Below are 12,509 nucleotides of genomic sequence, written 5' to 3'. Positions count from 1 at the left end.
AAAGCACAGGCGCCTGCGGCGGGTGTGCCCCGCGCCCCAGCGCGGCGACGAGAGCGCCGCAGGCGCGTATCGCGCGGCGCGTACGTGTTCTGGCTCGCGGCGCTTGTTCGAACGGAGAGTTTGGCGTGCGCGCCAAACTCGTAGAGAGTTGCGCCGCGGGGGCGCGGGGTCGCCCGGCGCAGGGAATCCGGTAGGGCTGCGCGAAGCGCAGCACGACGGACGCCGTAGCGCGCGCCGCGGCCCGCCCACACGCAGCTTTGCCGCGAGGTGGTGGAGAGCTGGATTTCGCGAGCAACCGCGAAGGGGGAGGACGCCACTGGATTCCCGCTTTCGCGGGAATGACGGAAGAGCCGCGGGAATGACGGAAGGAGGAGGCGGGGGAATGACGGAAGGAGGCGCGGGAATGACGGAAGGAAGAGGCGCGGGAATGACGGAAGAGGCGCGGGAATGACCACTTCGCATCGAACCAATCAGAACACCGTCCCGTCGCTCGCCACCGAAAGCGGCGGCAGGCCGTTGCGGTTGCGCTGCGCCAACTCGCGCCCCGCGGCCCAGGTGCCGCCTTCGAGCACGCACGCCAGCGGAAAACGCGCCTCGTCCACGTTCAACTCCTTGCGGACCATCGGCGCCAGCTCGTCCAGCAGCGCGACGGTGAGCGCGCGCCACTCCACCACGATCTCATCGGCCGGATGCCAGATGCGGTCCTTCACGCCCTCGTCCTTCAATCTCAGAACACCCGAGTCGAGCAGCAGCCCGCCATTGCGGTATTCCGGCAGCGCGGTGAGCGCATCGAGCCCATGCAGCTTCACGCCGCTCCAAGCGAAGGGTTCCAGAAGCGAATACGCGAGCCACTGCGACAGCTTGTGAAACGGCACCCACCCGTCGCTCAGACCATCTCCACGCACACCCGCATGGCGCCAGCAGTCGCCGAGCGGGATGCCGCCGATCGCGTTGCCCGAAGGCCAGATCGGCGAGAGGCTGATGAGGAGGTGCGACAGGATGTCGTGCGCCGCGACGTCGGCCGTGGGCGGCACGTCCGGCCCGACCGTCCCCACGATCAGGTCGAAAATGCCCGAAGGGCGCGCCCGCGCCGGGTCGGAATCGAGCAGCTCGAAGATTTCCGGCTGCTCGGCCATCACTTCGCCGAGGCGTCGCATCAGCACCGCGCGGTTGTCCAGCCCCACGAGCGGATTGGCGTCGCTCACCTGCAAAGCCTCGGCCAGGTCCGCGCTCACGAGTGCCCTGAGCCCCGTGGAATCGACACGGAACGGATGGTTCGTGTCGCTCGAGAAAAGTCCGGACGTGAAGGCATGAAAGCTCGCGACGGCCAGCCCCTCCGAACGCTCGAACGTCTTGCCCGTCGCGGGCTCGACGTATTTCCAGTCGGGCCCCGCGCCCGCGTCGAGCAGCACGCTCACCACCGCGAGGTCGATCATCGAGCGCGCGCGCTCGGCATGCGGCAGGTGCGCGATCAGTCTGTCGAGCTGCGCCTTGCGGTCCACGCCGCCCGCTTCGAAATGGCGCCAGCGGCTGTGGAACGGCACGTGATGGCCGTAGCGCTTGCGCGTCGTCCGCACGACTTCGCGCACGGCCGACTCCATGAAGCCTTCGTCCACCGAGAACCAGCGCGACTCGCCGTGGCGCGCGTGCGTGAGAATCTGGCGGCTTCGCTCGCGCACCGCCGCGGTGGAGCGCAGCTCGGCCGCGGCCCGCTCGGCCGCTTCCTGGTCGGCCACCCAGTTGGCACCCATCGTCGTCATGTCGCGAGTCCTCGTCCTTTCGTGCGGCGCAGCTCCTCGTCGTCGGGCACGTCGCCTTTCGTGAAATAGCCCGCCGCGAGTTTCGCTTCGATCTCCACGCGCGCATCGGCGGGGATCAGCTCCGGCGGAATGTCCACGCGCTCGCCGACTTCGATGCCCGAGCCCGTGATCGCGTCGTACTTCATGTTGCTCATCGACACGAGGCGGTGGATTTTCTTCACGCCCAGCCAGTGCAGCACGTCGGGCATGAGTTCCTGGAAGCGCATGTCCTGCACGCCCGCGACGCATTCGGTGCGGGCGAAATACCGGTCGGCCGTGTCGCCGCCCACCTGGCGCTTGCGCGCGTTGTAGACGAGGAACTTGGTGACTTCCCCGAGCGCGCGGCCTTCCTTGCGCGAATAGGCGACCAGGCCCACGCCGCCGCGCTGCGCGCCGGCGATGCATTCCTCGATGGCGTGCGTGAGATACGGCCGGCAGGTGCAGATGTCCGAACCGAACACGTCCGAGCCGTTGCACTCGTCGTGCACGCGGGCGGTGAGCTCGACCTCCGGGTTCGCGAGATCGCGCGGGTTGCCGAACACATAGACGGTCTGGCCGCCGATGGGCGGCAGGAACACCTCGAGATCGCTGCGCGTGACGAGTTCGGGGTACATGCCGCCCGTTTCCTCGAAGAGCACGCGCCTGAGGTCGGCCTCGGCGCACTTGAAGCGCTTCGCGACGCCGGGAAGCCACCACACCGGCTCGATCGCGGCCTTGGTGACGACCGCCGCGCCGCCGGCAGTCAGGATGCGGGCGTCGGGCTTCAGCCGGCCGGTCCGCACGGCGTCGATCACTTCGGGCAGCACCACGTGCGCCTGCGTCACCGCGATGGTGGGCCGGATGTCGTAGCCCGCCGCGATCTCGGCCGCGAACACTTCCGACACCATCGCGCCCCAGGGGTCGAGGCTCACGATCTTCGACGCGTCGCTCCATTGCGGATAGGGGCCGATGACGTCGGTGGGCGAGGTGTCGGTGAGGTCGGCCTTGTGTTCCCGCGAGAGCGCGCCGGCGGCCACCGCGAGCGCGCGGTACACGCTGTAGGAGCCGCTATGCGTGCCGATCACGTTGCGATGGCTGGGCCTGGCGGTCGTGCCCACCACGGGGCCCCGCTCGGCAGGCGTCGCGGCGCCCCACTGGAGCGGGAGGGCGCCGAAGCCTCCGGCGTGGGAGGTGAGGCGGATATGGCGCGGAGGCGTTGCGGACATGGGGCCAATCTACACCACGCCGCACCGCCGAGGGCGCGCGGATCGGCTGCCCGCGCTTGAGCTGGATCAGCCCGAGACGAACTCGCAGAACCGCGCCAGGTCCACGTTCCCGCCGCTGATGATGACCCCGACGCGCGCGCCCTTCAGGTCGAGCTGCGAATGCAGCAGCCCGGCGAACGACAGGCATCCCGTGGGTTCCACGACGATCTTCATCCGTTCGGCATAGAAGCGCATCGCCTCCACGAGCTGCGCGTCCGTCGCGGTGAGGATGTCCGTGACCAGGCGGCGGATGATGTCGAACGTGAGCACGCCGATCTGCTGCGTCTGCGCGCCGTCGGCGATGGTGCGCGGCACCTCGATCTTCACCCGTTCCCCCGTGTGCAGCGACTGCCGGGCATCGTCGCCGGCCGCGGGCTCGACACCGTAGACCTTGCACTGCGGCGCGAGTGCCTGGGCTGCCAGCGCCGAACCGCTCACGAGGCCGCCCCCGCCCGTCGGAACGAAGAGGTAGTCGAGCGGGCCGGTTTCCTCGAACAGTTCCTTGGCGGCCGTGCCCTGCCCGGCGATCACGTCCGGGTGGTCGAAGGGCGGGATGAGCGTCATGCCCCGCTCCTGCGCGAGGCGTTTTGCCAACACTTCGCGATCTTCCTTGTAACGGTCGTAGACGATGACTTCGGCGCCGTAGCCGCGCGTCGCGGCCATCTTCGCAGCCGGCGCATCGTGCGGCATGACGATGGCGGCCGGAACTTCCTGCAGCCGTGCCGCCAGTGCGATCGCCTGGGCGTGGTTGCCCGAGGAGAACGCGAGGACGCCGCGCCTTTTCTGCTCGGGCGTGAAGCGCGCGAGCGCGTTGAAGCCGCCGCGGAACTTGAACGCGCCCATGCGCTGGAAGTTCTCGCACTTGAAGAAGAGCTGCGCGCCGGCCAGGGCGTCGGCCGTGCGGGACGTGAGCACCGGGGTGCGGTGGGCGTGGCCGGCCAGGCGCGCCGCCGCGGCGGCGACATCCTCGAACGTGGGAACCGCAAGTGCCATGACACGAAAAGTAGAATGACAGTCCAACGAATATATCAATGCGGCGGCAAGCCTAGAGGAATCCAGCAAGTGGCCGGACACAGCAAGTGGGCAAACATCCAGCACCGCAAGGGGCGGCAGGACGAGAAGCGGGGCAAGATCTGGACGCGGGTCATCCGCGAAATCATGGTCGCGGCCCGCCAGGGCGGAGGTGACCTCAACGCCAATCCGCGCCTGAGGCTCGCGGTGGACAAGGCGAAGGCCGCGAACATGCCGGCCGACACCATCAAGCGCAACATCGACAAGGCGACCGGCAACCTCGAAGGCGTGACCTACGAGGAAATCCGCTACGAGGGCTACGGCATCGGCGGCGCGGCGATCATCGTGGACACCATGACCGACAACAAGGTGCGCACGGTGGCCGAGGTGCGGCACGTCTTCAGCAAGTACGGCGGCAACATGGGCACCGAAGGCTCGGTGGCCTTCCAGTTCAGGCATTGCGGCCAGTTGCTGCTCGCGCCGGGCGCGAGCGAAGACAAGGTGATGGAAGTCGCGCTCGACGCGGGCGCGCAGGACGTGATCGCGCACGAGGACGGCTCGATCGAAGTGATCACGGGGCCGGCCGAATTCGAGGCGGTGAAGAACGCGCTCGAAGCCGCCTCGCTGAAGCCCGAGATCGCCGAGGTGACGATGCGCCCGGAAAGTACGATCGAGCTCGCCGGCGAGGACGCGCAGCGGATGCAGAAGCTGCTGGACGCGCTCGAGGACCTCGACGACGTGCAAGAGGTCTTCCACAACGCGGAGATCGCGGAGTGAAAGTCCTCGTGATCGGCGGCGGCGGCCGCGAGCACGCGCTGGCCTGGAAGCTCGCGCAGTCCGACAAGATCCAGATGGTGTACGTGGCGCCGGGCAACGGCGGCACGGCGCTCGATCCGCGCCTCGCCAACGTGCCGATCACCGATCTCGTGGCGCTGCGCGAATGGGCCCTGGCCGAGAAGATCGCGCTCACCGTGGTGGGCCCCGAGGCGCCGCTCGCCGCGGGCGTGGTGGACGACTTCCGCGCGCACGGCCTGCGCATCTTCGGCCCCACGCGCGCGGCGGCGCAACTGGAAAGCTCGAAGGCGTTCGCCAAGGCCTTCATGAAGCGCCACGACATCCCCACCGCGGAATACGAGACCTTCACCGAACCCGCCGAAGCCCACGAATACGTCGAACGCAAGGGCGCGCCGATCGTCGTCAAGGCCGACGGACTCGCGGCGGGCAAGGGCGTCGTGGTGGCGCTCACCCCGGCCGAAGCGCACGAAGCCATCGACTTCATGCTGCACGGCAACCGCCTGGGCGTGGCGCACAACGAAGGCGGCGCGCGCGTCGTGATCGAGGAATTCCTGCAAGGCGAGGAAGCGAGCTTCATGGTGCTGGTCGACGGCCGTACCGTGATGCCGCTTGCGACCTCGCAGGACCACAAGCGCCTCTTCGACGACGACCAGGGCCCGAACACGGGCGGGATGGGCGCCTATTCGCCCGCGCCCGTCGTCACCCCGGAAGTGCACGCCCGCGCGATGCGCGAGATCATCCTGCCCACCGTGAAGGGCATGGAAAAGGACGGCATCCCCTACACGGGCTTTCTCTATGCGGGCCTCATGATCGACAAGGACGGCCAGCCGAAGGCGCTCGAGTTCAACTGCCGCCTGGGCGACCCGGAGACGCAGCCCATCATGATGCGGCTGAAAAGCGACCTCTTCGACGTGCTCACGCACGCGACCGCGGGCACGCTGGACCAGGTCGATCTGCAATGGGACCGGCGTCACGCGCTCGGCGTCGTGATGGCCGCGGCGGGCTACCCGATGGACCCGCGCAAGGGCGACGCGATCACCGGCTTGCCGAAGGAAGCCGAGGACGCCGTGGTGTTCCACGCGGGCACGAGCGGCGACCGCGATGTGACGCGCACCTCCGGCGGACGCGTCCTGTGCGTGACGGCGCTGGCCGATACCGTGAAGGCGGCGCAGCATCGCGCCTACGACGTGCTGCGCGGCATCCACTTCGAAGGCGCTCAGTTCCGGCGCGACATCGGCCATCGGGCGATCCGGGGATAAGCGATGCCTGCCACCCAGGTCGACCTCGTGCGCGAATACCTCATCGATCTGCAAAAGCGGATCACCACCGAGATCGCGAAAGCCGACGGCGGCTCTTTCGTGCCCGACCGATGGAAGCGCGGCAAGGGCGAGCTGCTGCAAGGCGACGGCATCACGATGATCCTGGAAGACGGCGCGATCATGGAACGCGCCGGCTGCGGCTTTTCGCACGTGGTGGGCGGCAAGCTGCCGCCCTCGGCGACGCAGAACCGGCCCAACCTCGTGGGCGCGGCGTTCGAGGCGCTGGGCGTCTCGCTGGTGTTCCATCCGCGCAATCCGTACGCGCCGACGGTGCACATGAACGTGCGGATGATGACCGCCATTCCCGAGAAGGGCGCGCCCGAATTCTGGTTCGGCGGCGGCATGGACCTCACGCCGTATTACGGCTTCGAGGAAGACGCCGTGCACTTCCATTCGGTGTGCAAAGCCTCGCTCGATCCGTTCGGCGCCGAGCTGTACCCGCGCTTCAAGACCTGGTGCGACGAGTATTTCTGCCTGAAGCACCGCAACGAACAGCGCGGCATCGGCGGCATCTTCTTCGACGATTTTTCCGAGCTGGGCTTCGACGGCAGCTTCGCGATGCTGAGCTCGGTGGGCGACGCCTTCCTCGACGCTTACCTGCCCATCCTCAACATCCGCAAGGACACGCCTTACGGCGAGCGCGAGCGCAGCTTCCAGCTCTACCGGCGCGGGCGCTACGTCGAGTTCAACCTCGTGTGGGACCGCGGCACGCACTTCGGCCTGCAGTCGGGCGGGCGCGTCGAGTCGATCCTCCTGTCGATGCCGCCGCTGGCGAGCTGGGCCTACGAACGCAAGCCCAAGTCGGGCACGCCGGAGGACGACCTCTACCAGAAGTTCCTCGTGCGCAAGGACTGGATTTGAGCGCCACGCGGCTGGGAATGTTCGGCGGCGCCTTCGATCCGCCGCATCGCGCGCACGTGGTGCTCGTCGGCGCGGCGGTGGCGCAGCTCGCGCTGGACGAACTGCGCGTGTTCCCGACCGGCGACGCCTGGCACAAGGCACGCGCGCTCACGCCCGCGGCCGATCGGCTCGCGATGGCGCGCCTCGCATTCGAGGGTCTGCCTGCCGTCACAGTGGACGACCGTGAACTGCGGCGAAGCGGACCGACGTACACGATCGACACCCTGCGCGAATTGCGCGCCGAACGTGCCGATGCCGAACTCTTCCTCGTGATGGGGGAGGACCAGGCCTCGGCTTTCACGACATGGCGCGACTGGCGCGCGATCGCGGCGATGGCGACGCTTGCCGTCGCGCGTCGTCCGGGCGCGGCGGCGCAGGTGCTGCCGCCCGAAGTCCGCACGGCCGCCCTCGAGTTCGAACCCATGCGCGACAGCGCGACCGACATCCGTGCCCGCCTCACGCGGGGGCAGGATGTGTCCCAACTGGTCCCGGCCGCGGTGGCCGGGTATATTGACCGACATTGCCTCTACCGAACGACCTGATGACCCAGACCGCCACCGTCAAGAAGGATACCCAGCGCCTGCAGCGCGCCATCGTCGATGGCCTGGAGGACGTGAAGGGACAGGACATCCAGGTCTTCAACACGGAACATCTCTCGCCGCTTTTCGAGCGGGTCATCGTGGCTTCCGGCACGTCGAACCGCCAGACGAAAGCGCTCGCGTCGAGCGTCGTCGAATCCGTGCGCGATGCGGGCTTTCCCAAGCCGAGGATCGAGGGCCAGGAAAACGGCGAGTGGATCATCGTGGACTGCGGGGCCGCGGTGGCGCACATCATGCAGCCCGCGATCCGCCAGTACTACCACCTGGAGGAGATCTGGGGCGAGAAGCCCGTGCGGCTGAAACTCGGCGCGCCGAAGCCCGCGATGCCGGCGCCGAAGCCCGCCGCGAAGAAGGCGGCGCCCGTGTCGCTCAAGCGCAGCAGCGCGGTGAAGACGGCGGCAAAGCAGGCGCAGCGCGAAGCGGCGAAGGCGAAGCAGGCGGCACCCGCGAAGACGGGGGCGAAGGCGGGAGCGAAGACGGGAGCGAAGAGCGCGGCGGTGAAGGCGGGCGCGAAGACGGGCGCGAAGGCGGGAGCGAAGAGCGCGCCCAGGCGCGGGGCACCCGCGAGAAAGACGGCCGCGCCCTCGGGCAATCGGCCTGCGTCCGGCGCACGTGGAGCAGCGCCCGCCGCGAGGAAGGCCGCGCCGAAGCGCAAATGAAGCTCGTCGTGGTCGCCGTGGGCCAGCGGGTTCCCGACTGGGCCGAGGCGGCCTGGGACGACTACGCGAAGCGCTTTCCACCGGAGCTCCGGCTCGAACTGAAGGCGGTGAAGACCGAGCCGCGCGTCTCGAAGACGGTGGCTGCATTGCTCGCTGCCGAACGAGGCCGCATCGAGGCGGCGGTGCCCAAGGGCGCGCGCGTGGTGGCGCTCGACGAACGCGGCACCGCGCTCACGACCGTGGCGCTCGCGGCGCGGCTGAAGGACTGGCAGCTCGCGTCGGACGACGTGGCCTTCGTGATCGGCGGGCCCGACGGGCTCGATCCGGCGTTCAAGCGGGCCGCGCACGAGCGCATCCGCCTGTCGGACCTCACGTTGCCGCATGCGATGGTGCGGGTGCTGCTCGCCGAGCAGTTGTATCGGGCGTGGTCCATCCATGCGAACCATCCCTATCACCGGGAGTGAGCGTGGCGGCCGGATCGACATTCATCTACCTCGCTTCGCAATCGCCTCGCCGCCGGCAACTCCTCGAGCAGTTGCGCGTGCGCTTCGAACTTCTTCTGCCCGACGACACCGAAGACGCCGAGTCGCTGGAAGAAGTCCTCGCCGGGGAATCACCGGCCGCCTACGTCAGGCGCGTCACGCTGCTGAAGCTCGACGCCGCCATGCAACGCCTGAAACATCGCGGCCTTCCGCCCGCTCCCATCCTCTGCTGCGACACCACTGTCGCTCGCGGCCGCGCGATCTACGGCAAGCCCGCCGACGAGGCCGATGCCTTTCGGATGCTGCGCGAACTCGCGGGCACGACGCACCGCGTGCTCACGGCCGTCGCGATCCAGCATGGCAGGCACCGGCGCGAAGCCTTGAGCGATTCGCGCGTCACGTTCGCGCCGATGACGCCCGTGCAGATTCGCCGCTACGTCGCCACCGGCGAGCCGATGGGCAAGGCCGGCGCGTACGCGATCCAGGGCGCGGCCGCGGCTCATATTTCGCACATCAGCGGCTCGCATTCGGGCATCATGGGATTGCCGATGTACGAGACCGCGCAATTGCTGCGCGCGGCCGGCTTCACGGTGTGAACGAAGAACAAGACCTCCCATGCAGCAGGACATCCTCATCAACTGGTCGCCGCAGGAGACGCGGGTGGCCATCGTCGAAGCGCAGGCCGTGCAGGAACTGCACGTGGAACGCAACCTCGAACGCGGCCTCGTGGGCAACGTCTACCTCGGCAAGGTGGCACGCGTGCTGCCCGGCATGCAGTCGGCCTTCATCGACATGGGCCTGGAGCGCGCGGCGTTCCTGCACGTGGCGGACGTCTGGCAGCGGCACGGCGAGGAGCCCGCGGGGCGCAACGCGCAGTCGCAGGTGCCCATCGAGCGGCAGGTCTTCGAAGGCCAGGCGCTGATGGTGCAGGTGATCAAGGACCCGATCGGCACGAAAGGGGCGCGGCTTTCCACGCAGATCAGCATCGCGGGCCGGCTCCTCGTCTTCCTGCCGCAGGACGACCACATCGGCGTGTCGCAGAAGATCCCCTCGGACCAGCGCGACGCGCTGCGTTCGCGCCTCACGGCGCTCGTGGGCGAGGCGGGCGGCGGCTTCATCCTGCGCACCAACGGCGAGGATGCGAGCGACGCCGAACTCGCGGACGACATCGCGTACCTGCGCAAGACCTGGGCGCGCATCCGCGAAGGCGCGCAGCGCCTGCCGCCGCCCGCGCTGCTGCACCAGGACCTGAGCCTCCTGCAGCGCGTGCTGCGCGACCTCGTGACGGAGGAGACGCAGTCGATCCGCATCGATTCGCGCGAGCAGTACGCGCTGCTTTCCGCTTTCGGGCAGGAGTACATGCCGAAGGCCGCGGCGCGGCTCGCGCTCTACAAGGGCGAGCGGCCGATCTTCGATCTGTATTCGGTGGACGAGGAGATCGCGAAGGCGCTCGGGCGCCGCGTGGACCTGAAGTCGGGCGGCTACCTGATCGTGGACCAGACCGAAGCGCTCACGACGGTGGACGTGAACACGGGCGGCTTCGTCGGCGCACGCAATTTCGACGACACGATCTTCAGGACCAACCTGGAAGCGGCGCAGGCGATCGCGCGGCAACTGCGCCTGCGCAACCTGGGCGGCATCATCATCGTGGACTTCATCGACATGCAGCGCGACGATCATCGCGACGCGGTGCTCGGCGAATTCAGAAAGCAGCTCGCGCGCGACCGCGTGAAGACGATGGCGGGGGGATTTTCGCAGCTCGGCCTGGTGGAGATGACGCGCAAGCGCACGCGCGAATCGCTCGCGCACATGCTGTGCGAGCCGTGCGAAGCGTGCCAGGGCAAGGGCACGGTGCGCACCGCGCGCACGGTGGCCTACGACATCCTGCGGGAGATTCTGCGGGAGGCGCGGCAGTTCAATCCGCGGGAATACCGCATCGTCGCCGCGCCGAAGGTGGTGGAGCTGTTCCTGGATGAGGAAAGCCAACACCTTGCCGGGCTCTCGGACTTCATCGGCAAGCCGATTTCGCTGCAGGCGGAGACGGCGATGGGGCAGGAGCAGTTCGATATCGTGCTGCTGTAGCGGGCGCTAGCGGTGCACTAGCGGTGCACTAGCGGTGCACTAGCGGTGCCCCCGGCAGTGGCGACGAGCCTGCCGGGCAAGCCTGGCCGCGACGCGGGCCTCATGCCTGCGTCCGCCATGAGTTTCTCGACCGTGTCGCGAATGATGCCTTGCCCGCGGTGCCCCACAACGAATTCGCAGTTCGCTGCGAAGCGGCTGTGCCGCCGGTGATGTTCGAACAGTACCCGTGCCAGCGTCGCGGGCACGCCCTCGTCGTGCTCGTGGAACTCGCCGTGGAAGATCGACCCTGTGTGGAAATTGAATGTGTGCACCACGCCATCGCCTCGCCTTTCTGCCAGGAAGCCCAGTGCGGACTTGAACACGCCCGCCACAACTCCGTCGTGCATCCACTTCAGAGCGCCCTCGATGTCGTTGCGATTCATGCAGCCGGCGATCGCGGCATACCAGATCCGGTCGGCGGGCACCCCTGACTTCACGGCACGGTCGATGTGGAGCCTGGCCTGCACCGCCCGGCCCTTGCGGCTGCCGGCAAGGGCGCACACCACGGCGTGCCACGCCCTTTGGTCGGGTCCGGGAGGCGACGGAATCGTCTTGAACCACTCAACCGCCTTGTCCGTCTGGTCGGCGTCGCCCCAGACGGTGATGATGTCGGCATAGTTGACCGCATCCGGGGCGACGCCGAATTCGCCCATGCGACGAAACCACGCATCGGCCAGATCGGGCTGGCCGGCTGCGGACCACGAGCGGAAAGCGCAGCTGAACGTACGGGCGTCGGGCTGGCATTTCTCTCGAAGCATGTGTTCGAACCACCGGCCGCCCTTCGCAGGATCGGGGCTGCTCGCCCAGGCGTCGATGAGGGCGTTGTAGATCGACGTGTCCACCGGGATGCGATCCCGCACCATGCGCAGGTGCACATCGTCCGCCAGGTCGGGGCGTCCTGCGTTGCCAAGTGCGTGGATGGCGGTTCCGGCCAGACGCGCGGACAGGCCGATCGTGGTTTGCGCGGCGACAAGACAAGCCATGATCTCGTCGGCATCGCCGATCCGGCGGATGGCCTTGTCGACCAATATCGCGACGTCGGCGGCCGGACATTGACCCTTGCGGTACCTCGCGCACACCAGGTCCACGGCGCGCTCCGGTTGGCCGCTCTCGATCCAGGCCGATGCCGCCGACGTGACTTGCCTCGGTTCGGGCGGCAGCGGCGGGCGCTGGCCATCCATCAAGTTCAGCATGGCTTCGGCTTCAGCCGGCTCGTGCATCTCGCGGAATTTCATGATGAAGGCCGACGCCACGTCGTAGCTCAGCGGGGCACCCGTCTGGACGTAGTTGTCGAGGCAGGCTTTCACGACACTCAGAGGTAGCTCCGCTTTGAGACACGAAACGGTGACGGCCCGCAACGCATCGAGGTCCGAATCCCTGCGGAAACGATTGCAGGCGGGCTTGTTGTCTCGCGCCGGAACCGCGAACGGCGCGGGCACGGAATGGGTGCCGGGCGCGGCGGAGAGATGCTGGACTTTCGAGTTGCGCCGGGCCGCCGAAGGCGGGCCGCCGCCTTCGGCGGGATCGAGCGGACGCTTGGGAGGGGCAGGCAGCCTGCCGGCAGTTCGTGAAGTGCCCAT

The 12,509-nt window shown here is 68.3% G+C and carries 12 protein-coding genes; 8 read left to right on the top strand and 4 right to left on the bottom strand.

Going from position 1 to position 12,509, the window contains the following annotated elements; all coding sequences use genetic code 11:
* Positions 1-470 precede the first annotated feature (470 nt).
* The 3 genes from VHA82_RS22475 to VHA82_RS22465 form a co-directional block, all read right to left on the bottom strand.
* Positions 471-1,760, bottom strand: coding sequence for a URC4/urg3 family protein (locus tag VHA82_RS22475; RefSeq protein WP_325547399.1), 1,290 nt, complete (start codon positions 1,758-1,760; stop codon positions 471-473).
* Positions 1,757-3,004 (bottom strand): GTP cyclohydrolase II, encoded by a 1,248-nt coding sequence (locus VHA82_RS22470; protein ID WP_325547398.1) that lies wholly within the window; start codon positions 3,002-3,004, stop codon positions 1,757-1,759. Before VHA82_RS22470 ends, VHA82_RS22475 begins: the two co-directional genes overlap by 4 nt.
* A 66-nt stretch (positions 3,005-3,070) precedes the next feature.
* A complete protein-coding gene (locus VHA82_RS22465; protein WP_325547397.1) occupies positions 3,071-4,036 on the bottom strand; it encodes a threo-3-hydroxy-L-aspartate ammonia-lyase in 966 nt (321 codons plus the stop codon).
* Between the two features lie 69 nt (positions 4,037-4,105).
* Between VHA82_RS22465 and VHA82_RS22460 the strand changes: the two genes are divergently transcribed.
* From VHA82_RS22460 to rng, 8 genes are read left to right on the top strand one after another with little or no spacing between them, the layout of a single operon-like run.
* Entirely contained in the window at positions 4,106-4,831 is a 726-nt protein-coding gene (locus VHA82_RS22460; RefSeq protein WP_325547396.1) for a YebC/PmpR family DNA-binding transcriptional regulator, read from the top strand.
* Positions 4,828-6,108 carry a phosphoribosylamine--glycine ligase gene (gene purD, locus VHA82_RS22455; RefSeq protein WP_325547395.1) on the top strand — a complete coding sequence of 427 codons (1,281 nt, stop codon included), beginning with the start codon at positions 4,828-4,830 and terminating at the stop codon, positions 6,106-6,108. Before VHA82_RS22460 ends, purD begins: the two co-directional genes overlap by 4 nt.
* 3 nt (positions 6,109-6,111) lie before the next feature.
* The gene (gene hemF, locus VHA82_RS22450; protein WP_325547394.1) at positions 6,112-7,029 is read left to right on the top strand and encodes an oxygen-dependent coproporphyrinogen oxidase; all 918 of its coding nucleotides are present in this window, start codon (positions 6,112-6,114) and stop codon (positions 7,027-7,029) included.
* On the top strand, positions 7,026-7,610 hold the full coding sequence (gene nadD / locus VHA82_RS22445) for a nicotinate-nucleotide adenylyltransferase (protein WP_325547393.1): 585 nt from the start codon (positions 7,026-7,028) through the stop codon (positions 7,608-7,610). The genes hemF and nadD overlap by 4 nt, the downstream gene beginning before the upstream one ends.
* Positions 7,610-8,326: a ribosome silencing factor gene (gene rsfS / locus VHA82_RS22440; RefSeq protein WP_325547392.1), complete on the top strand. Its 717-nt coding sequence runs from the start codon at positions 7,610-7,612 to the stop codon at positions 8,324-8,326. The genes nadD and rsfS overlap by 1 nt, the downstream gene beginning before the upstream one ends.
* The gene (gene rlmH / locus VHA82_RS22435; RefSeq protein WP_325547391.1) at positions 8,323-8,790 is read left to right on the top strand and encodes a 23S rRNA (pseudouridine(1915)-N(3))-methyltransferase RlmH; all 468 of its coding nucleotides are present in this window, start codon (positions 8,323-8,325) and stop codon (positions 8,788-8,790) included. The genes rsfS and rlmH overlap by 4 nt, the downstream gene beginning before the upstream one ends.
* 2 nt (positions 8,791-8,792) lie before the next feature.
* Entirely contained in the window at positions 8,793-9,404 is a 612-nt protein-coding gene (locus tag VHA82_RS22430) for a Maf family protein (RefSeq protein WP_325547390.1), read from the top strand.
* A 19-nt stretch (positions 9,405-9,423) separates the two neighbouring features.
* Positions 9,424-10,890, top strand: a complete 1,467-nt coding sequence (gene rng / locus VHA82_RS22425) for a ribonuclease G (RefSeq protein WP_325547389.1) — start codon at positions 9,424-9,426, stop codon at positions 10,888-10,890.
* A gap of 17 nt (positions 10,891-10,907) precedes the next feature.
* On the opposite strand, the gene VHA82_RS22420 is transcribed toward rng, so the two are convergent.
* Positions 10,908-12,509, bottom strand: coding sequence for a hypothetical protein (locus tag VHA82_RS22420; protein ID WP_325547388.1), 1,602 nt, complete (start codon positions 12,507-12,509; stop codon positions 10,908-10,910).

Source organism: Ramlibacter sp. (assembly GCF_035548915.1).
In the GTDB taxonomy this organism is placed as follows: Bacteria; Pseudomonadota; Gammaproteobacteria; order Burkholderiales; family Burkholderiaceae_C; genus Ramlibacter.
This window is presented reverse-complemented; position numbering and strand designations above follow the sequence as displayed.